Annotated in this window: 14 protein-coding genes and 1 pseudogene; 8 read left to right on the plus strand and 7 right to left on the minus strand. The window is 71.4% G+C overall.

Going from position 1 to position 19955, the window contains the following annotated elements; all coding sequences use genetic code 11:
- Positions 1 to 499: 499 nt before the first annotated feature.
- Entirely contained in the window at positions 500 to 4426 is a 3927-nt protein-coding gene (locus tag FFT21_RS26670) for an FkbM family methyltransferase (protein WP_137816682.1), read from the minus strand.
- 90 nt (positions 4427 to 4516) lie between these two features.
- On the minus strand, positions 4517 to 5860 hold the full coding sequence (gene glnA, locus FFT21_RS26675; protein WP_137816683.1) for a type I glutamate--ammonia ligase: 1344 nt from the start codon (positions 5858 to 5860) through the stop codon (positions 4517 to 4519).
- Between the two features lie 148 nt (positions 5861 to 6008).
- On the opposite strand from glnA, the gene FFT21_RS26680 reads away from it, so the two are divergent.
- On the plus strand, positions 6009 to 7286 hold the full coding sequence (locus FFT21_RS26680) for an MFS transporter (RefSeq protein WP_137816684.1): 1278 nt from the start codon (positions 6009 to 6011) through the stop codon (positions 7284 to 7286).
- Between the two features lie 3 nt (positions 7287 to 7289).
- On the opposite strand, the gene FFT21_RS26685 is transcribed toward FFT21_RS26680, so the two are convergent.
- Positions 7290 to 8885, minus strand: coding sequence for an alpha/beta hydrolase (locus FFT21_RS26685; protein WP_225978793.1), 1596 nt, complete (start codon positions 8883 to 8885; stop codon positions 7290 to 7292).
- 142 nt (positions 8886 to 9027) lie between these two features.
- Here FFT21_RS26685 and FFT21_RS26690 point away from each other — a divergent pair, with 142 nt between their 5' ends.
- The 3 genes from FFT21_RS26690 to FFT21_RS26700 all read left to right on the plus strand — a co-directional run bounded on the left by FFT21_RS26690 (position 9028) and on the right by FFT21_RS26700 (position 11797).
- Positions 9028 to 10761, plus strand: a complete 1734-nt coding sequence (locus FFT21_RS26690) for an NAD+ synthase (RefSeq protein ID WP_137816686.1) — start codon at positions 9028 to 9030, stop codon at positions 10759 to 10761.
- 143 nt (positions 10762 to 10904) lie between these two features.
- Entirely contained in the window at positions 10905 to 11339 is a 435-nt protein-coding gene (locus FFT21_RS26695; protein ID WP_137816687.1) for a DddA-like double-stranded DNA deaminase toxin, read from the plus strand.
- Positions 11336 to 11797 carry an Imm1 family immunity protein gene (locus tag FFT21_RS26700; RefSeq protein WP_137816688.1) on the plus strand — a complete coding sequence of 154 codons (462 nt, stop codon included), beginning with the start codon at positions 11336 to 11338 and terminating at the stop codon, positions 11795 to 11797. The genes FFT21_RS26695 and FFT21_RS26700 overlap by 4 nt, the downstream gene beginning before the upstream one ends.
- A gap of 22 nt (positions 11798 to 11819) precedes the next feature.
- Here FFT21_RS26700 and FFT21_RS26705 read toward each other — a convergent pair whose 3' ends face one another.
- From FFT21_RS26705 to lysX, 3 genes are all read right to left on the minus strand, one after another.
- Positions 11820 to 12077: a DUF397 domain-containing protein gene (locus FFT21_RS26705; RefSeq protein WP_137816689.1), complete on the minus strand. Its 258-nt coding sequence runs from the start codon at positions 12075 to 12077 to the stop codon at positions 11820 to 11822.
- A complete protein-coding gene (locus FFT21_RS26710; protein WP_137816690.1) occupies positions 11959 to 12960 on the minus strand; it encodes a helix-turn-helix domain-containing protein in 1002 nt (333 codons plus the stop codon). Before FFT21_RS26710 ends, FFT21_RS26705 begins: the two co-directional genes overlap by 119 nt.
- Positions 12961 to 13024: 64 nt before the next feature.
- The gene (lysX, locus tag FFT21_RS26715; protein WP_137816694.1) at positions 13025 to 16348 is read right to left on the minus strand and encodes a bifunctional lysylphosphatidylglycerol synthetase/lysine--tRNA ligase LysX; all 3324 of its coding nucleotides are present in this window, start codon (positions 16346 to 16348) and stop codon (positions 13025 to 13027) included.
- 260 nt (positions 16349 to 16608) lie between these two features.
- Between lysX and panB the strand changes: the two genes are divergently transcribed.
- Positions 16609 to 17487 (plus strand): 3-methyl-2-oxobutanoate hydroxymethyltransferase, encoded by an 879-nt coding sequence (panB, locus tag FFT21_RS26720; RefSeq protein ID WP_137816691.1) that lies wholly within the window; start codon positions 16609 to 16611, stop codon positions 17485 to 17487.
- Positions 17488 to 17556: 69 nt separating this feature from the next.
- On the opposite strand, the gene FFT21_RS26725 is transcribed toward panB, so the two are convergent.
- On the minus strand, positions 17557 to 18300 hold the full coding sequence (locus tag FFT21_RS26725; protein ID WP_137816692.1) for a GntR family transcriptional regulator: 744 nt from the start codon (positions 18298 to 18300) through the stop codon (positions 17557 to 17559).
- Positions 18301 to 18556: 256 nt separating this feature from the next.
- Here FFT21_RS26725 and FFT21_RS26730 point away from each other — a divergent pair, with 256 nt between their 5' ends.
- The 3 genes and pseudogenes from FFT21_RS26730 to FFT21_RS30820 all read left to right on the plus strand — a co-directional run bounded on the left by FFT21_RS26730 (position 18557) and on the right by FFT21_RS30820 (position 19856).
- Positions 18557 to 18751, plus strand: coding sequence for a hypothetical protein (locus FFT21_RS26730; RefSeq protein ID WP_137816693.1), 195 nt, complete (start codon positions 18557 to 18559; stop codon positions 18749 to 18751).
- Between the two features lie 274 nt (positions 18752 to 19025).
- Positions 19026 to 19427, plus strand: a pseudogene (locus tag FFT21_RS30815) (radical SAM protein); the annotation flags it as partial.
- A 237-nt stretch (positions 19428 to 19664) separates the two neighbouring features.
- Positions 19665 to 19856 carry a hypothetical protein gene (locus FFT21_RS30820; protein WP_371856870.1) on the plus strand — a complete coding sequence of 64 codons (192 nt, stop codon included), beginning with the start codon at positions 19665 to 19667 and terminating at the stop codon, positions 19854 to 19856.
- Positions 19857 to 19955 lie beyond the last annotated feature (99 nt).

A 19955-nucleotide genomic window follows, 5' to 3' on the forward strand; every position in this document is an offset into this window, starting at 1 on the left:
GCATATCAAGCTACTGGCATTACGACACGCTGTTGAGTTCTCAAAGAACACACGCACACCACCACGAAACCCACAACCGCAGGCCCGATCCGGGGCGCACAGACCCTCAGGTCCAATTCACTTCTCAAAGCCTACCCGGTCCTTCGCACCCAGATCAAATCGACCCGTACTTGGGTCACTCACCTGGGTTCGGCCCGGAAGACGCCCTACTACTTTACCCGGTCCGCTTCGCGGTGTCAACCACTCGGCCCGGGCCGCAACGCACCCCGTTAGCTTAACACCATCGGGGCGTCGGTCTGCGTGGCCGTCCTCGCCAGGCTCTTTCGTCCTGTTCCGTCCGGCCTCCCGTGCGGCAAGGAGAAAGTTACGCACTCGCACGACCAAAGTCAAATCGGCTGGTCACGCAGGGAAACAGGCAGTGACACGGTGCGGCCGACCGGCGCGGCGGGCGCCCGCGCCGAACCGGAGCGCCCGCGCCGAACCGGAGCGCCGGCGCCCATCAACTCGCCCGGCCCTTCGGCCGCAGCCACAGCGTCGTGGCCCGAGCCGGATCCAGCGCGCTGAGCAGTTCCTCCGGCGACAGTGGTTGCTGCCCGCTGACCAGCATCAGCTCGTAGCCCCAGGTCCGGAACTCGCGGAGGGCGACGATGGGGTCGTCGCCCAGCTCGGTGACCGCACCCGGCGCGAACTCGCAGAACACATGCGGCCGGTCCCGGCGGAGCAGCCGGACCAGGCCGCCGAGGGCTCGGTGGCCCCGACCCGGCACGTCCACTCGGACCACGGACAGGTGCAGGCCCTGCAGCGATGCGATGCCCTCGATTTCCCGGTCCAGCCGGATGGCGCGAACGGTGTGCGGTCGGTCACTGCCCGTTTCCACCGCGGGTGGCCGTTCCTCGACCGCCGGCGCCGCGGCGCCGTCCGCGGGGGGCGCCGAGCCGGAGTGATCTTCGCCACTGGAATCGCCGGAGTTGCCCGAGTCACTCGACGTCCCGGAGTCACCGGCGTCATCGGAGCCTGCCGCCCCGGCCCGGTCGACCGGGGCGGGGCGGACCGCGAGCCCGCCGGTGAGCGCGTCCTCGGTGAGCAAGGTTCCCGAGGTGTCCCACGCGGCCGCGTCCAGGACGACCAGGCGCTGCGCGGCCGCGCGCGGCACGTTGACCTCGACGTTGTGCCGCAGCAGGGTCGCCGCGGTGCGGCTCGGCTCGACCGCGACGACCGCACCGCTGGTCCCGAGCCGGCTGGCCACACGAACCGTGTGGTAGCCCACGTACGCGCCGACGTCCACGAAGATGCCGCCCGGTTCGACCAGCGAGTCGATCAGCGCGGACAGCTCCGGCTCCCACACCCCGTTGCTGGACAGCAGGGGCAACATCACACCGTCCTCGGCCGGCAGCCGCAGCAGGCCCGCGTCGCACACCACCACTGAGCTGCGTACCGCGGGCGGCGTGGCATGCCGCTCGTGCTCGCGGACCACCACCCGGCGCAGCGAGTCGGCCGTCTGCAACGCCTGGGTGGCGGTGCGCATGCCGGACTCCAGCTTCCGGTCGCGCTCGCGCAGGAGTTCGGCGACGGACTCCTCCAGCGAGTCGATCCGGTCGAGGGTGCGGTCCAGCGCGTCGGTGAGCCTGTCGATCCGTTCGGCCAGCGTCTCGACCTGCCGGCCGCGCTTGGCCGCCTCGTTCACCACGGCGTCCTCCGCCTCGCGCAGCCGGCGGCCGAGCCCGGCCAGGTCGGCCCGCACCCGGACCACGCCGTCGTCCGCACCGGCCAGCGCGTCACCGAGCCGGTTCTGCCGCTCGGCCAGGTCGTCCAGTTCGGCGCGCAGCACACTCACGTCGTCGACGCCGGCGCCGTCCCGGATGAGCTGCTGCTGGTGCACCAGTTCGGTCGCGGTCCGCTCGATGCCGTCGACCAGCGTGGACAGCACCTCGCGGACGTGGTGGTCGTAGTGGTTGAGCACGCGGAGCACGGCCTTGCGTAGCGCTGGCGCCATCGGCGTGCGGCTGGCCGCGCCCACGTCCGGCCGGCGGAGCAGGGCGTGCCTGGCCGCATGCAGCGGGGCGAGCGGATCGGTCTGCGGGTCGGGGCGGGAGGCCGCCCTGCGGGCGCGCCAGCCGCGGTAGGCGTGCTCGACCCGGCCCCGCAGCCGCTCCGCGACCTGGCCGAGCGCGCGGTGGCGCAGTAACTGGTCCCGGGCGGCGAGGCCCAGCTTGGCTGCGGCGTGCCGATCCTCGAGCAACGTGGCCAGCAGCACCCCGGCGGCCTCGGTGTCGGGTTCGTCACCGCCCGGGTGGGCGGGCACGAGTACCGACGAGGAGGCGTCGAGCAGCGTGGAGATCGCACCGTCGTCGCTGGTCACCACGGGGATACCGCGGGCGACGGCGTCGCTGAGCACCAGCGCCACCCGGTCCGCGCAGCCGCCCGCGCCGCCACGGTGCAGCGACACCACGCAGTCCGCGGCGTCGAACACGTCGCGCCGCTGGGCCTCGGTGGCCTCCTCGACCAGCCGGATGCGCGGGTCTGTCGAGGTGGCCAGGCGCAGCCGCTCGGCGGCCTCCGGGTGCTCGGCCGCCCCGGTCACCGCGATGAGCAACATCACGTTCTGCCGGTCGGCGAAGGCGCCGAGGAACGCGGACACCGCGCCCAGCGCGTTGCCGGCGTGTTCCACGGCGTGGTCGGCGAGGCAGGCCACCACCACGGCGTCGGAGGGCACGTCCCACCGCTGCCGGGCGGCCGCCTGCGCCTCCTCGTCCCGCTCCCCCGGGTCGAGGACGGGCAGCGGCACCGTGGACACCGACCGCGCGCCGGCCGACTCGAGCACGGCGCGGGTGGCGTCCGAGGGCACCCACACCTCGCCGGCGCCGGGCAGGTCGCCGCCGCCGTCCAGCCGGTAGGCGATCAGGTAGCGCTCGGCGGGTGGTCGCGGGCCGCCGCCGCAGTCCAGCACGACCGGGTAGCTGGCCACGTCGGAGGTGGGCAGGCCGGCGGCGCGGGCGGCGGCGCGCATGAGGTCGGCGACCCGGCCCCGGCCGAGCACCGAGATGCCGAACTGGTCCAGCAGCGCGGGCTCCGCCACGCCGGGACCGGGCACCAGGTCCGGGCGCACCCGCCCGGCCTCCACTCCGGGGCCGGCGCACCAGTCGCGGAACGCGTCCGCGTCCGCGCCGAACGGGTCCGGGAACCGCTCGCGCAGCACCTGGTCGCCGCGCCACACCGCGGCCGCCCAGCGGGTGCTGCCCGGATGCCCGTCGACGGGTTCGCGGGCCCAGGTCAGGAAGGCGCCGCCGTCGCTGCCGAAGGCCGGGGGCGGCGGCGGCTCGCCGGCGCGGTCGGCGGCGGACCAGGCGGCGTGGAACTCGTCGCGTAGCGGGTCGGGGATCGCCGTGCCGTCGGGCAGCACGGCGAAGCGGTACGGCTCGTCGTCGGTACCGAGGCCGGCGCGGACCAGGTGGTTCCGGTACGCGGCGCACAGCTCGGCCAGCACCGGATGTTCGGAGAGCAGCACCCTCGGCCGGTCGGTGACCTCGGCGGAGAGCAGCCAGGGGCGCTGCGGGTCGAAGCCGGCGAAGTTGACCGTGCGCAGCGGCGTGGCCCCGTCGACCAGCACCGTGTTGCCCTCGCCCCTGCTCAGCTCGCGCTGCGCCGCGTTCCACACGGAGAGGCCGATGCCGCGCTCGCGCAGCACGTGGTGGTCGACCATGGCGGGGGCGCCGTCCAGGAAACTGTCCGCCGAGGCGGGCGCCCGGCGGGTCTGCTCGGCCCACGCGGACAGGAATGGTTCGGCGCCCGGGGCGACGGCGAGGAAGCCGGGGTCGTAGACGCCGGCGGCGAGCAGTTCCTCGGCGCTCGGCCGCAGCCCGTCGTCCGGCAGCGGCCGGAGCACCCGGGGGGTGAGGGCAAGCTCGCTGTGCGCCAGCGTGGGCAGCAGGTGATCCCCGATCGGGCCGAGCACCAGCGTCCACGGGTCCAGGTAGAGCACCGGGGTGCCGTCGGCGAGCAGGTGGGCGAGCAGCCGGGGCCGCAGCACGGCGCACAGCCGCTCGGCGGTGTGCGCGGTGGCCAGGTAGGCGAGTTCGGTTTCGTCCACCCCGATGTCGGCGGGGGTGAGCAGGCCGGGGCCGGAGTCGCCCGGCTCGGCGTCGACGATCAGCGCTTCGAACCCGGCGTCCGGGTGCGCGTTCACGAAGGACGTGCTGAGCACCCGCACCGCGGCCAGTTCGGCGCGGGTGGCCACGGTGCAGGCCCGCAGTGTCTGCCTGTCGGGCACGGCGGGCACGGAGGTGGGGCCGCGGTCGGCGCCCGCGGTCGCGGTACGCACGGTCACCCTGGTGGACCCGGACGAGGCCAGCGGGGCAGCCGTCGACCCGGTCGTTCGACCGGATGGCTGATCGCCGGGCTGCCCGCCGGGGGAGAACGCGTCGGTCACGAATGCAGAACCTAACTTCCCGAAGCCGGCGTGTGGACCTCCCGCGGTCGCGAGTCCCCGTCGACCCGGCCCCCGGTTGGCCCCTTGCGGTTACAGCATCGGCAGGTAGGTGCGAAGTTCGTAGGGGGTGACCTCGCGGCGGTAGGCGTCCCACTCGGCACGCTTGTTGCGCAGGAAGAAGTCGAAGACGTGCTCGCCGAGGGTCTCGGCGACCAGTTCCGAGTTCTCCATCTCGATCAGGGCCTCGTTGAGATTCTGGGGCAGGTTGGCGTAGCCGGCGGCGCGCCGCTCCGCGTCGGTGAGCGACCACACGTCGTCCTCGGCGGCCGGCGGCAGCTCGTACTCCTTCTGCACGCCGCGCAGCCCGGCGGCGAGGATCACCGCGTACGCCAGGTACGGGTTGCACGCCGAGTCCAGCGAGCGGATCTCCACCCGTCGGGAGGACGCCTTGCCCGGGGAGTACATCGGCACCCGGACCAGGGCGGACCGGTTGGCGTGGCCCCAGCAGACGGTGGTCGGGGCCTCGCCGCCGACGATCAGCCGCTTGTAGGAGTTGACCCACTGGTTGGTGACCGCGCAGATCTCCCTGGCGTGCCGGAGCAGGCCGGCCACGAACGCCTTGCCGGTCGGGGACAGCTCGTACGGGTCCTCACTGTCGTAGAAGGCGTTGCGGTCGCCCTCGAACAGGCTGACGTGGGTGTGCATGCCGGAGCCGGGCTGGTCGGTGAACGGCTTGGGCATGAACGACGCGCGCACGCCCTGCATGAGCGCGACTTCCTTGACCACGTACCGGAAGGTCATCACGTTGTCGGCCATGGTCAGCGCGTCGGCGTAGCGGAGGTCGATCTCCTGCTGGCCGGGCGCGTTCTCGTGGTGGCTGAACTCCACCGAGATGCCCATCGCCTCCAGTGCCTCGATGGCCCGGCGGCGAAAGTGCGGCGCGGCGTCGTGGCTGGCCTGGTCGAAGTAGCCGCCGTTGTCCGCGGGCTCGGGCCGGGTCCCGTCCCCGTTCACCGTCCGGAGCAGGAAGAACTCGATCTCCGGGTGCACGTAGCAGGTGAACCCGGCCTCGCTGGCCTTGGACAGCGTCCTGCTGAGCACGTGCCGAGGGTCGGCCCACGACGGCGAGCCGTCCGGCATGGTGATGTCGCAGAACATCCGGGCCGAGTAGTGGTCACCCTCGTTGGTCGCCCACGGCAGCACCTGGAAGGTCGACGGGTCGGGCCGCGCCACCATGTCCGACTCGTACACCCGGGCGAAGCCCTCGATCGCCGAGCCGTCGAACCCGATGCCCTCGGCGAAGGCGCCCTCCAGTTCGGCGGGCGCGACCGCGACCGACTTGAGGAAGCCGAGCACGTCGGTGAACCACAACCGGACGAACCGGATGTCGCGTTCCTCCAGCGTACGCAGCACGAACTCCTGCTGGCGGTCCATACCGGCAGCCTAGGCAAGGGGCGTTAACAGCATGTTTCGGGGCACCCCGCGGGGCCGGGACGGGTTCGCCGTCGGCGGAGGTTGCCCGAGGTGGACCCGCGGTGTAGGACCGGTGGGCCGGCACGATCGGGGAAAGGACTACGGCGCGATGGCGAGCACCAGTTCGGCGGACGGGCGGCTGTCCGCGGACCAGCGCAACTCGTTCCTGGCCGCGCTCCTGGGCTGGGCGATGGACTCCTTCGACTACTTCCTCGTCGTCCTCGTCTACGCGGAGATCGGCAAGGAGTTCCACGTCTCGCTGGCCCAGATGGCGTTCCTCACCACCATCACGTTAATGATGCGGCCGGTGGGTGCGCTGCTGTTCGGGCTGTGGGCGGACCGGATCGGCCGGCGCGTGCCGCTGATGGTCGACGTGTGCTTCTACTCGTTCGTCGGGTTCCTGTGCGCGTTCGCGCCGAACTACACGGTGCTGTTCGTGCTGCGGCTGCTCTACGGCATCGGCATGGGCGGCGAGTGGGGCCTGGGCGCGGCACTGGCCATGGAGAAGGTGCCGGTGCACCGGCGCGGGTTCTTCTCCGGCGTGCTGCAGCAGGGCTACGCCATGGGCTACCTGTGCGCGTCGCTGGCGTTCCTGCTGGTCCACTCGGTGCTCGGGCTGTCCTGGCGGTGGCTGTTCGCGTTGAGCATCGTGCCGGCGCTGATCAGCCTGCTGATCCGGAGCCGGGTGCGGGAGTCCGAGGTGTGGGAGGCCACCAGGGACCGGATGCGGGTGACCCGCACCTCGATGCGGGACGTGCTGCTCAACCCCGCGGTGCTGCGCCGGTTCGGCTACCTGATCGTGCTGATGACGCTGTTCAACTGGATGAGCCACGGCACCCAGGACGTCTACCCGACGTTCCTCAAGGCCACCTCGCACGGCGGCGCCGGCCTCGCCGCGAGCACGGCCACCTGGATCGCGGTGCTCTACAACGTCGGTGCGATGATCGGCGGCGGATTCTTCGGTGCGCTGTCCGAGAAGTTCGGTCGGCGGCGGACCATCGTGCTGTGCGCGATCCTCGGGCTGCCCGTGGTGCCGGCCTTCGCCTACTCGCACACCGCCGGCATGCTGGTGCTCGGCTCGTTCCTGATGCAGGTCATGGTGCAGGGTGCGTGGGGCGTCATCCCGGCGCACCTCACCGAGATGTCGCCGGACGCCATCCGCGGCTTCTACCCGGGCGTCACGTACCAGCTCGGCAACTGCCTGGCCGCGTTCAACCTGCCGATCCAGGAGTCGCTGGCCAGCACGCACGGCTACCCGTTCGCGCTGACCGTCACGATCGTGCCGGTCTTCATACTGCTGGCCATCTGCACCTGGCTCGGCAGGGAGGCCAAGGGCGTCGACTTCGGCACCGAACGCACTGGCACCACCACCGCGGCCGTGTCGTAGCCGTCAGCGGGCGCAGCGGGTGCCGGGCGGCGGAAGCCGCAGGTCGACGAGGTAGCGCACGCCCGCCGCGTCCACGCAGCCGTTGCCCTGCAGGAACACGGTGTGCTGAGTGCCTTCGAAGGTGAGCAGGCCGCCGTGCAGGGCGTTCGCCAGGTTGACGCCGGCCTGGTAGGGCGTGGCCGGGTCGCGGGTGGTGGACACCACCAGCACCGGGGGCAGCCCGGCCACGCTCGGCTGGTGCGGCGTGTCGGTGGGCGGCACCGGCCAGTACGCGCAGTAGTCCAGCGCGGGACTCGGCGGGTTGCCGCTGTTCAGGAACGGCGCCGCCGTCTGGTACCGCTGCTGGGCCAGGCGCTGCTGGGCCTCGTCGGTGATCCGGGTGTCATCCACGCAGTGCACCGCGTTGAACGCGTCCGTGGTGGTCGAGTAGTGCCCGGAGGTGTCGCGCTCGTAGTAGACGTCGGCGAGCGCCATCATGCCGCGCCCGCTGCCGCGCCGAAGCTCGTTGAGGCCGGTGTTCAGCGACTCCCACAGCGACTGCGTGTAGAGCGCCTGGATCGCCGCGGTGGTGGCGTCGGAGTAGGACAGCACCCGCCCGTCCCCGGCCGGCATCGGGTGCCGGATCAGCGGGATGGTCAGGTCGCGGAAGGCCTGCGTGGCGGCGGCCGGGTCGTGGCCGAGCGCGCAGTCCTGCCGGGGCGCGCACCACGCGGCGAACTGGTTGAACGCCTGCTGGAACCCGGCGGCCTGGGCGGTCTCCGCGTCCACCGGGTTCTGGGTCGGGTCCACCGCGCCGTCCAGCAGCAGGGCGCGCACGTTGTTCGGGAACTGCTCGGCGTAGCTACTGCCGATCCGGGTGCCGTAGGAGTAGCCGAGGTAGGTCAGCTTCTGATCGCCCAGCGCGGAGCGCAGCACGTCGAGGTCCTTGGCGACGTCCTTGGTGCCGACGTGGGACAGCATGTCGGCGCCGGTGCGCTGAGCGCACTTCTGCGCGTAGTCGCGGTGGTCGGTCTCGGTCCTGGTGACGCCGGCCGGCGAGGCGTCGGTCTCGTCCAGCAGCCGCTCGGCGTCGTGCTCCGGGTCGGTCAGGCAGCGCACGTCGGGATCGCTGGCGCCGACCCCGCGCGGGTCGAAGCCGACCACGTCGAACCGCTGGCCGAGCTCGTTGCCGGACACCCGGTCGACCAGGCTGGCCGCCGCCTGCAACCCAGATGCGCCGGGGCCGCCCGGGTTGACCAGCAGCGAGCCGATCCGCCGGTCGGGCTGGCTGGCCGGGCGGCGGATCAGGGCCAGAGTGATGGTGCGGCCGTTCGGGTTGGCGTAATCCAGCGGGACGGTCACCCGTGCGCACTCCATGTGCTTGCCCGTGTACGTACCGGGAGTGGCTCCGCTGGGCGCCTCGTAGGCGGCGCAGTCCCCCCAGCCGACCGGCTGCCCGTAGAAGCGGTCCAGCCCGGCCGGGACCGGGCCGACCGGGCCGCGGGTCTCCACCCGTACCCCGGTCGGGGCGCCGGGCGTGGCGGAGGTGCAGCCGGCGAGCAGACCGGCGGCGACGACGACGGTGAGGAGCCCGATCAGCGGGCGGCGGCGACCGAACACGTCACCGATCGTGCCATCACACGGGCGGACGCACGTTACTCCGTACACCCAGGCGAGGGGTGTTCGGTGCCGGCCGGCGCCGCGGTGACTCATCGCGCACATTCCGTCCCGACCACGGCCGATCGTGGGAGAAGATGGAGTCATGCCGCAGCTGCGCATCGCCCTCGCCCAGGTGAACGCCTGCGTCGGCGACCTGGCCGGCAACGCCGACCTGATCGTCGACCGTACCCGCCAGGCCGTGCGGGCCGGCGCACACCTCGTGGTGTTCCCGGAACTGATGCTCACCGGCTACCCGGTCGAGGATCTCGCGCTGCGCAAGTCCTTCGCCGAGGCGTCCCGGGCGGCCATGGACGCACTGCCCGGGCGGCTGGCCGAGGCGGGCTGCGGGGACACCCTGGTCGTGGTCGGCTACCTGGACCGGGACGAGGTGGGCCCGCGCAACGCCGCGGCGTTCCTGCACGGCGGCCGGGTGGTGGCCCGCTACGCCAAGCACCACCTGCCCAACTACGGCGTGTTCGACGAGGCCCGGTACTTCAAGCCGGGTGACCGGCTGCCGATCCTGCGCTGGCACGGGCTGGACGTCGGCGTGGTGATCTGCGAGGACATCTGGCAGGACGGCGGCCCGGTCGCCGCGCTCGGCCAGGCCGGCGTCGACCTGGTGCTGTGCATCAACGGCTCGCCGTACGAGCGGAACAAGGACGACGTGCGCGGCCCGCTGGTGGCCAAGCGGGCGGCCGAGGCGGGCGCGCCGATGGCCTACGTCAACCTGGTCGGCGCCCAGGACGAGCTGGTTTTCGACGGCGACTCGCTGGTGTGCGGCCGGGACGGGGTGCTGCTGGCGCGAGCGCCGCAGTTCGTGGAGCACCTGCTGGTGATGGACCTGGACCTGCCGGCCGGCGGCAGCGACACCACCGGCCGGGTCGGCGGGTTCGAGGTGAGCCGGCTCACCCTGGACGCCGAGCCGCTGCCGGTCTACGAGCCGCTGCCGGCCCCGCCCGTCGCCGAGCCGCTGAGTGACGAGGCCGAGGTGTGGTCGGCGCTGGTCGCCGGCCTGCGGGACTACGTGCGGAAGAACGGGTTCCACTCCGTGGTGATGGGCCTGTCCGGCGGCATCGACTCGGCGGTGTGCGCCGCTCTCGCGGTGGACGCGCTCGGCGCGGACGCGGTGCACGGCGTGTCCATGCCCTCCAGCTACTCGTCGTCGCACTCCCGCTCGGACGCCGCCGAGCTGGCCCGCCGCACCGGGCTGCACTACCAGGTCCAGCCGATCGTGGACATGGTCGACGTGTTCGTCAAGCAGCTCGGGCTGACCGGGCTGGCCGAGGAGAACATCCAGGCCCGCTGCCGCGGCATGACCCTGATGGCGCTGTCCAACCAGTACGGCCACCTGGTGCTGGCCACCGGCAACAAGACGGAGCTGGCGGTCGGCTACTCCACCATCTACGGCGACGCGGTCGGCGGCTTCGCGCCGATCAAGGACGTGCCCAAGACGCTGGTCTGGCAGCTCGCCCGGTGGCGGAACGCGGCCGCGGAGAAGCGCGGCGAGCTGCCGCCGATCCCGGAGAACACGATCAGCAAGCCGCCGTCCGCCGAGCTGCGGCCCGGCCAGCTCGACACCGACTCGCTGCCGCCGTACGAGCTGCTGGACGACGTGCTGGACGACTACGTCGAGGGTGACCGGGGCTACGCCGAGCTGATCGCCGCCGGCTTCGACGCGGAACTGGTCGACCGGGTGGTACGGATGGTCGACGCGGCCGAGTACAAGCGTCGCCAGTACCCGCCCGGCACCAAGATCACCTTCAAGGCCTTCGGCCGGGACCGCCGCCTCCCCATCACCAACGCCTGGCGCGAGCACCACGTCACCGTGCCCCGCTGACGCCGGCCGCACCGACGTAGGCTTGCACTCCCACGTCTGCTGTCGGTGGTCCCCGGAATGATCTCCGGCCGTGGCGAGCATCGCGGAGATCCGGCAGCAGATCGAGCAGGTCCTGGCGGCGCTGGACGACGCCGCGTCGCTGGTTGAGCACACCGGCCGGCACCCGCACCGCACTCCGGCGAGGTCCCGAGGGAGCGCAGACGACAGGTTGGTGGTTGCAACGCCACGGCGGGCGGGTGCGATTGCTCAGCGGCGAAAACGACGACCCGCACAGTTGGCAACAGCAGGCCGCGCGGTTCTTGCGGGAGACCTTCCCCGACAAAGGGCCGGGCCTGGCGGTGTTGAGCCGGCACGTCGAAATCCAACTCGCCGTGCGGCTGCGCCATCGTCCCACGAACGAGGTCGTGCACGAGGTGCTGGTCATCGACCGGGTGGTCTGCGGCCGCGATCCGCGTACCCAAGGCCGCGAGTACACCTGCGACACGGTTCTGCCATTCGTGCTGGATGAAGGCGCTACGTTGACGGTGGTGGAGCATGATGGGGCGCGGGTGACCTACCGAGGAAGGGGACGGCGATGACGATTACGGCGCGGTGGGCCGACCTGCGGCCGGGCACCGTCACCGCCCAAGCCGAGCACGAGATGACGCTGTCCACCTCTGAGGACATTCGTGGCCTGGTGGAGCGGTTGTCGGCAGCACACACCAGTGAGGCACACCTGGTCCACCACGACCGTCCCCGGAAGGTCAGCGCGTTCGGTGGCGATTCCCGCCCGGATCACCACGTCGTCGTCGGCGTATGGCAGGGCTTCGGCTACATCGAGTACACCGACCCTGAGCACTGGTCCCAGCCCATCGGCGACCCCAACTCACCGGAATGGCACACCAGCACGGGCGAACACTTCCGCGCCGGCAGTGGTATTCCCATCACCGACCTGGTCAACGCCCTCAGCGAGTTCCTCACCAACCCGCAACGGCCCGCCTGCCTCACGTGGCGCGAGCATGGTGACTTCCCCGGCCAGCACCGCGTCGCCGGCTGACCTGCGGCAACGCCGCGATCCCTCAACGGGCGTGGGCACGCAGAAAGGCATGCCAGGAGGCGGCAGGGAAGGTCAACACGGGGCCGGGGTGCTTGGCGTCCCGGACGGCGACCACGGGGCTGGCGTGGGCGACCTCGACGCAGTTGTCGTTGGCCACGCTGCTACGGCTGCTCCGCCGCCACGTCCGCGCCGGGTGGACGAATGCCACCTCGACGCAGTTGTCCTCGTGAGTGCCGCTGCGGCTGCTCTTCCGCCACAGGACATCGGCCAGGTCCACCATCGCGGCCTCCCTCGTCGCCAGACAGCTCCTCGGCCACCCGGCGGACCAGGTTGATCGACGCCGTCGGGTCGAGCGCGGCCGCCCGCAGGCGGTCGAACTTCAGCCTAGCCGCGCGCACCTGCTCCGGTTTCTCGATATACAACTGGCCCATGGCGTGCGGGATGTAGACCCGTTCCGGCAGCACGTCGACATCGAACCTGAGCAGGACGAACGGCGCGCTCATATCGGGATATGCGCCCCGTGCGACCGGTAGGACGTGCAGGGCCACGTTCGGGAGTTCGGCGACCTCGGCGATGTGCCGTAACTGGTCGGCCATCACGGCGGGGCCACCGACCGGGAGCCGGAGGGCGTGCTCGTGCACGACGGCCTCGAACATCAGGGGGCGCTCGGCGCGCAGCCGCTCCTGGCGCACCGCGCGCAGGGCGACGGCGAGGTCGGCGTCCGCATCGGTGAACGTCTCGTCGGCGGCGAACAGGGCGCGGGTGTAGGCCTCGGTTTGCAGCACGCCCGGGATCAGGCTCACCTCGAAGTTACGCACGATGCTGGCGTCGGTTTCCAGGGCGACGTAGCCGCCGTCGCGCAGGCCGTACTCCTGCCACCAGCCCTTGCGGCGGGACTGCCGGGTCAGGTCGAGCATTTCCCGCCAGCAGTCGCCGCCGTTGTAGAGGTCGAGCATGCTCCGCACCAGGTGGACGTTCGCGTTGACCTTGCCGGTCTCGATCCGGCTTAGCGAGGGCACCGAGATGTCCAGCTCGGCGGCGGCCTCCTCCATGCTCATCCGGGCCTGCTCGCGCAGCCGCCGCAGCGTGGACGCCACCCGCAGCCGCGGAACCATCGGGCTGAACCGGTACTCCACCGCACGCCTCCCGCTCGTGGTCGTCACCGTGCGCACAGTGACGGACACAATCCGGATTCCGTAATTACACCGGGCCGGGAGTCCAGGCGGGCTACTCGGGGCGGACGAACGGGAACAGGACGGTCTGCCGGATGGAGGCACCGGTGAGCATCATCAGCAGCCGGTCGATGCCCAGGCCCAGGCCGCCGGTGGGTGGCATGCCGTGCTCCAGGGCGCGCAGGAAGTCCTCGTCCAGCTCCATCGCCTCGACGTCGCCGCTGGCCGCCTTGAGCGACTGAGCCTCCAGCCGGCGGCGCTGCTCCAGCGGGTCGGTCAGCTCGGAGTAGGCGGTGCCCACCTCGGCGCCGAACGCGACCAGGTCCCACCGCTCGGCCAGCCGAGGATCGTCCCGGTGCTGCCGGGTCAGTGGGGACACCTCGGTGGGGAAGTCGATGTAGAAGGTGGGCGTGGTGGTGTTCGCCTCGACCAGGTGCTCGTAGGCCTCCAGCACCAGCTTGCCCGGACTCCAGTCGCCCTGCGCCGGCACCCCGGCGGCGGCGCAGTAGCGGATCAGCTCGGTCGCGGTGGTGTCCGGGGTGACCACCTCGCCGAGCGCCTCGGACACCGCGCGGTGCACCGGCAGCACCGGCCACTCACCGGAGATGTCGTGCTCCGCCAGCCCGCCGCCCGCGTCCGCGCGGCGGGCCACCGGGGCGCCGTGTGCGGCCACGGCGGCGTGCTGCACCAGGTTCCTGGTCAGGTCGAGCATGGTCCGGTAGTCGGCGTACGCCTGGTACGCCTCCAGCATGGTGAACTCCGGGTTGTGCGTGGCGTCCACGCCCTCGTTGCGGAAGTTCCGGTTCAGCTCGAACAGCTTGTCGACGCCGGCCACGCACAGCCGCTTCAGGTACAGCTCCGGCGCGATGCGCAGGTACATGCGCATGTCGTAGGCGTTGATGTGGGTGATGAACGGCCGCGCGTTCGCCCCGCCGTGCACGGTCTGCAGCATCGGGGTCTCCACCTCGAGATAGCCCCGGCCCTGCAGGAACTCGCGGACCGCGCGGACCACGTCGCTGCGGGTGCGCAGCATCTGCGCGGCGTCGTGGTTGACCGCGATGTCCAGGTAGCGCTGCCGCACCCGCGCCTCCGGGTCGGCCAGGCCCTTGCGCTTGTCCGGCAGCGGGTGCAGGCACTTGGCGGTGAGCGCCCAGCGCTCGGCCAGCACGGACAGCTCGCCCCGCCGGGAGGTGACCACCTCGCCGCACACCCCGACGTGGTCGCCCAGGTCCACGGTGGCCTTCCAGGAACTCAGTTCCTCCTTGCCGAGGGTGTCCGCGGCCAGCATCACCTGCAGCTCGCCGCTTCCGTCCCGCAGCTTGGCGAAGCACAGCCCGCCCAGCTCACGCTTGGCCACCACCCGGCCGGCCACCGCGAGCCGCTTCCCGGTGTGGGTGTCCGGGGCCAGCCCGCCGAACTGGTCGCGCACCTCGCCGAGCAACGCCTCCCTGCGGTAGGTGACCGGGTAGGCGTCCGCCCCCTCGGCGCGCAGCCGCTCCAGCTTGGCGATGCGCACCCGCATCTGCTCGGGCCAGCGCCGCGGGGCCGGCGGGGCGGTGCGGACCCGCTCGTCCACCGCCCGTACCGCGGCGACGAACTCGTCCCCCACCTCGTGGTAGCGCAGCACCCGGCGGGCACCCCGGTGGAACAGCGAGCGCAGGCTGGGTACGAACCCCTCGGCGACCCCGGCCACGATGCTGATCCGCACCAGCTGGCGGGTGCGCTGGAAGCAGATGAACCGGGGCACCCAGCGCGGCCCGTACTTGGCGTTGGACCGGTACAGCGTCTCCAACTGGAAGAACCGGGACGCGACGCCGAGCACGCCGCGCCACAGCCGCAGCACCGGGCCGGCGCCGATCCGCGATCCCTCCTCGAACACCGCCCGGAACATGGCGAAGTTCAGCGAGATCCGCTGCACGCCGAGCCGGCTGGCCGCGCCGACCAGCTCGGACACCATGTACTCGTTGAGCCCGTTCTCCGCGTCCCGGTCCCGGCGCATCAGGTCCAGGGACAGCCCGCCGCGCCCCCACGGCACGAACGACAGCAGCCCACGCAGCCGGCCGTGCGCGTCGTAGGCCTCGACCATGACGCACCGCTCGTCGGTCGGATCGCCGAGCCGGCCCAGGGCCATGGAGAAGCCCCGCTCGGTCTCCGCGCCGCGCCAGCGTTCGGCCAGGTCGAGGATGGACGCCATCTCCTCGCGCGGGATCTCCCCGTGCCGGCGCACCCGGCTGCGGTACCCGGCCCGCTCCACCCGGCTGACCGCCTGCCGCACGTTGCGCCGCTCCGGGCCGGCCAGGCTGAACTCGCGCACGTCGAGCACGGCCTCGTCGCCGATCTCCAGCGCCTTCAACCCGGCCTCGGCGTACACGTGCGCGCCGCGTTCGCTGGCGCCGAGCACGCCGGGCAGCCATCCGTAGGTGTGCGCCTCGGCGAGCCACTCCCGCACCGCCTGCGGCCACGCCTCCTCGTCGCCGATCGGGTCGCCGCTGGCCAGGCTCACCCCGCCGAGCACCCGGTAGGTCAGCGCGGCCCGGCCGGACGGGGCGAACACCACGCTCTTGTCGCGGCGGGTGGCGAAGTAGCCCAGCGAGTCCGGCTCGCCGTGCTCGGCCAGCAGCTCACGAACCCGAAGCTCCTCGGCGCGGCCGATCAACCGCCGGCTGCGCACCCCCTGGAAGAACACCACCAGCGCGTACGCGGCGACCAAGGCGCCGAGCAGGCCGAGGAACACCGAAAGCCAGCGCGGCCCGGCCTGGTTCACCCCGATCTGCTGCAGCGTCAGCAGCTCGCCGGTGACCTGGTTGGTGGCCCACACCAGCCGGGTCCACGCGGTGGGCAGGTTGCCGGGGAACAGCTCGGTCAGCCCCCAGCCGAGCAGGCAGGACAGCGCCAGGCCGCCGCCGAGCGCAGCCAGCGCGCGCAGCCACGCGCCCGGCGCCAGCCGGGCCGGGAACGCCGGGCGCAGCAGCAGGAGCAGCAGGAGCAGCGCCACGGTGACCGCGTTGGCCAGGCTGAGCTGCCAGATCGCGCTCGGCGACATCGGTTCGCCGTACTGGTCGGGCACCGCGTCCGGGCCGTACACCACCACCGCGACCTGGATCAGCGCGCCGAGGGCCAGGGTGAGCACCTGGAACAGCACCAGCGTCCACAGCGCGGCCCGCTTGCGGCGGCGCAGCGCCGCGCCCAGCACGCCGAGCACCAGGGCGATGAACACGTTCGCCGCGACCGGCAGCCCCAGGTAGCCGAAGCCGCTGATGATGTCGGCCGACACGGTCGGCAGGACGTTGTCGAACAGCAGCACGAACAGGCTGGCCAGCGCGCCGAGCTGGACGGCGGTCGCCACCACGCCCGCCGCCCGCCGCCGCCACGTGGCCATGCCCCGCTCGGTGCCCTGCGCTGCCACCTGTCTCCCGCTCCCTGATCTCGCCGCCACCCGGATCGGCAGGGTGGCACAGCCACCACCCCGCCGCTGGTGCGGGCACCGCCAATCCGCTACCGCGTCCGGCGTGTCGCCCGTGTGAGGCTGCTCGCACCGCGGTGTCACCCGCGCCCGTACGGTGTCACCCTCGTCGTGCACCATCCACTACACACCCGGGGACCCGTGTGCAGCGGGCCTCGAGGGAAGGACGGTCGACGATGGCGTCTGCCAGCCTTGGTGGCACGGAGGTACCCGCGCCGTACGGGACGGGTGCCGACACATCCAGTACTTCTACCCCCGCCCGCAAGGTACGCGTACACCACCTGCGGGAACTCAAGGATCGCGGCGAGCCGTGGCCGATGCTCACCGCGTACGACATGTACACCGCCCAGCTCTTCGACGAGGCGGGCATCCCGGTGCTGCTGGTCGGCGACTCGGCGGCGAACAACGTGTTCGGCTACGACACCTCGCTGCCGGTCACCGTGGACGAGTTGCTGCCGCTGGTCCGGGCGGTCACCCGGTCGGTGAAGCGGGCCCTGGTGGTGGCCGACCTGCCGTTCGGCTCCTACCAGCTCTCCCCGGAGCAGGCGCTGGCCACGTCCGTGCGGTTCATGAAGGAGGGCCGCGCGCACGCGGTCAAGCTGGAGGGCGGCCGCCGGTTCGCCCCCCACGTCGAGGCGATCACCTCGGCGGGCGTGCCGGTGATGGGCCACCTCGGGTTCACCCCGCAGAGTGAGCACAACCTCGGCGGCTACCGGGTACAGGGCCGCGGCGACGACGGGGACAAGGTGGTCGCCGACGCGGTGGCGCTGCAGGAGGCCGGGGCGTTCGCGGTGGTCCTGGAGATGGTGCCGGCCGAGGTGGCCAAGCGGGTCACCCACGAGCTGCGCATCCCGACCGTGGGCATCGGCGCCGGTCCGGACTGTGACGCCCAGGTCCTGGTCTGGCAGGACATGACCGGCCTGCGCCGGGGCAAGGTGCCGCGGTTCGTCAAGCGGTACGCCGATCTGGCCGGGGTGCTGTCCTCGGCCGCCTCCCAGTTCGCCGACGAGGTCCGCCAGGGCACCTTCCCGGGTCCGGAGCACTCGTTCCACTGAGTCCGCGCCGACCGAAGCCCCGGCCCACGCCGGGGCTTCGCCTTACCTGGAAGTCGCCCCAGGACCGACCTACTCAGCCGCCCACGCATACCGCAGCTCGTACAGCGTGGCCGCCATGGTCATGTTGTTGACCTCCACGACGCGGCCGTGGCTGTAGGTACGCCGCTGCACGCAGAGCACCGGGCCGCTGGAGATGTCGAGCAGTCGCCGCTCGTCCGCGTCCGGCATCCGTGCCCGAACGATCTCTTCATGTTCGGTCAGCTCGTAGCCCATTCCCTCCAGGCGGGCGAAGATCCCTCCCGGGCCGGTGTCCACCTGTTCAAGCGCGGAACCCCGGCTGATCTCGCGGGGCAACCGGGACACGGCGACCATGACCGGCCGGCCGTCGGCGCGCATGACTCGGTCTCGGACGCAGACTTCGTCGGTCTCCGCGATCCCGAAGATCTCCGCGAAGTCGCCGGCGGGCTCGAACCAGACCTTCACATTCGACGCCGGCGTAAACCCCTGCTCGGCGGCCTCGGCGAGGAACGCGCCCTCGTTCCGCTGCCGCCGCGCCCGGGACAGCCGCTCCCGACTGTCCAGACGGCGCACCAGGCGAGGCGGCAGCACGAACGCACCAACGCCGTGCCGTATCTCGACCAGGCCCGCATCCCGCAGCTCCTGTAGTGCCTGCCGGACCGTCGACCTGGAGGCGTTGTACTGCTCGATCAGCGCCTGCTCCGTGGGCAACCGATCCCCGGCTGCGAGGCGTCCGGCATCGATCTGCGCTCGCAGGGCGTCCGCGATCTCCCGGTACTTAGCCGCCGCCGGCATCTGATCATCTCCTGTCGAGTCTCGCAGCATCAGCACGACACGGACGAGTGTGCCATCTGAGATGACCGGACCTACACAGCAAGGCCATCCAATGCTACGGTAATCCAGACGTCACATACGACTGTGATGACTGGCCGAGAGGTGGGCAACCGATGAGGAACCGCAGCCACCGGCATGGCCGGCTCCGCCCACGGGGACATGGCGGCCCGACGAACCCAGGTGGCCCTGCCTTGCGGGCAAGGACCGCAAAGTCGCCATGAACCGCGAAGATCGCGAACTCGTGGTCATCATCCGGCAAACGCAATGGCTACTCGATGAAGCCGCCCGGGACATACCTGGCGGCCGGTATAGCACCGAAAACCATATCGAACTGGCAGACATCCTTGAGAGCGTCGGCGCGTTGATCCGCCGACGAGCGACCCTTAAACGCCCCACTCCACATGTCGAATAGGCCAACACCATGGCCATCGTTCGACCACCGTGGCCATCCGCAGGCCGCGAGATTGCCCGCGGATGGCCGGGTGTCTTCCGCCCCTTACTCCATGACGTCGCCGAGAACACCCCATCCCTCATAGTACGCGGCGTCAGGATCTACTTTGCCAAATGCAATTCCGCCTGCTGGCCGCCCTACGGGACGACACCGACAGGCTACCGAGCCTGCCCGCGATGCTGGGCATGACAACACACTCGAAAAACCACATCGAGGGGAAATCCTTGCCATGGAAATGCTGGACTTTGTCTGGCTGGAAATCACCGGGAAGTGTCAGCTCACGTGCGCACACTGCTACGCGGATTCCGGCCCCAAGGGAACCGACGGCGCGATGCAGCCGGCCGACTGGTTACGCGTGATCGACGAGGTAGCTCGGCTTGAAGGTAGGTTGGTGCAGTTCATCGGCGGGGAGCCCACGCTGCACCGCAGCCTGCCGGAGTTGGTCGATCGGGCGCTGGGTCGCAAGCTCGAAGTCGAGGTCTTCAGTAACCTCGTACACGTGTCGCCGCATCTCTGGGAGGTCTTCGCCCGGCCGGGCGTGCGGCTGGCCACGAGCTACTACTCCGATACCGCCGACCAGCACGAAACGATCACCAAGGGGCGCGGGAGCTACGCCCGAACTAAGGCCAACATCGTCGAGGCGGTGCGGCGCTCGATCCCACTTCGTGTGGGTGTGATCGATGTGCAGGACGGGCAACGCGTCGAGCAGGCCCGCGCCGAACTCACCGCCGTCGGCGTGCAGGAGATCGCCGTCGACCGCCTGCGTCAGGTCGGACGCGGCGTCCGCGATCAGCGGCCAGACCTGTCGCAGCTTTGCGGCGAGTGTGCGCGCGGCAAGGTCGCCGTCGCCCCTGACGGCTCCGTCTGGCCGTGCGTGTTCGCCCGCTGGATGTCCGTCGGCAACGTACGGAAACAACCGCTTGGTGAGATCCTGACCAGTCAGCCGATGCAGGCTGCCGAAGCAAAGCTGGCCGCCCATGTACCCCAGGGACGGTGCAACCCTCGTTGCTGTCCATCCAACATGTGCGATCCGCACTGCTCGCTGTCAACGGCGCCCGAATTTTGACCCCTTGTCGGCATCTGAATTTTGACCCCTCTGCTCGGTGGGTTGATCTTTACTCGTCGGTGGTGCCGGCTCGGGGGACGCGGCCGAGGTTGCGGTCCT

It is taken from the genome of Gandjariella thermophila (assembly GCF_005405885.1).
Taxonomy (GTDB): Bacteria; Actinomycetota; Actinomycetes; order Mycobacteriales; family Pseudonocardiaceae; genus Gandjariella; species Gandjariella thermophila.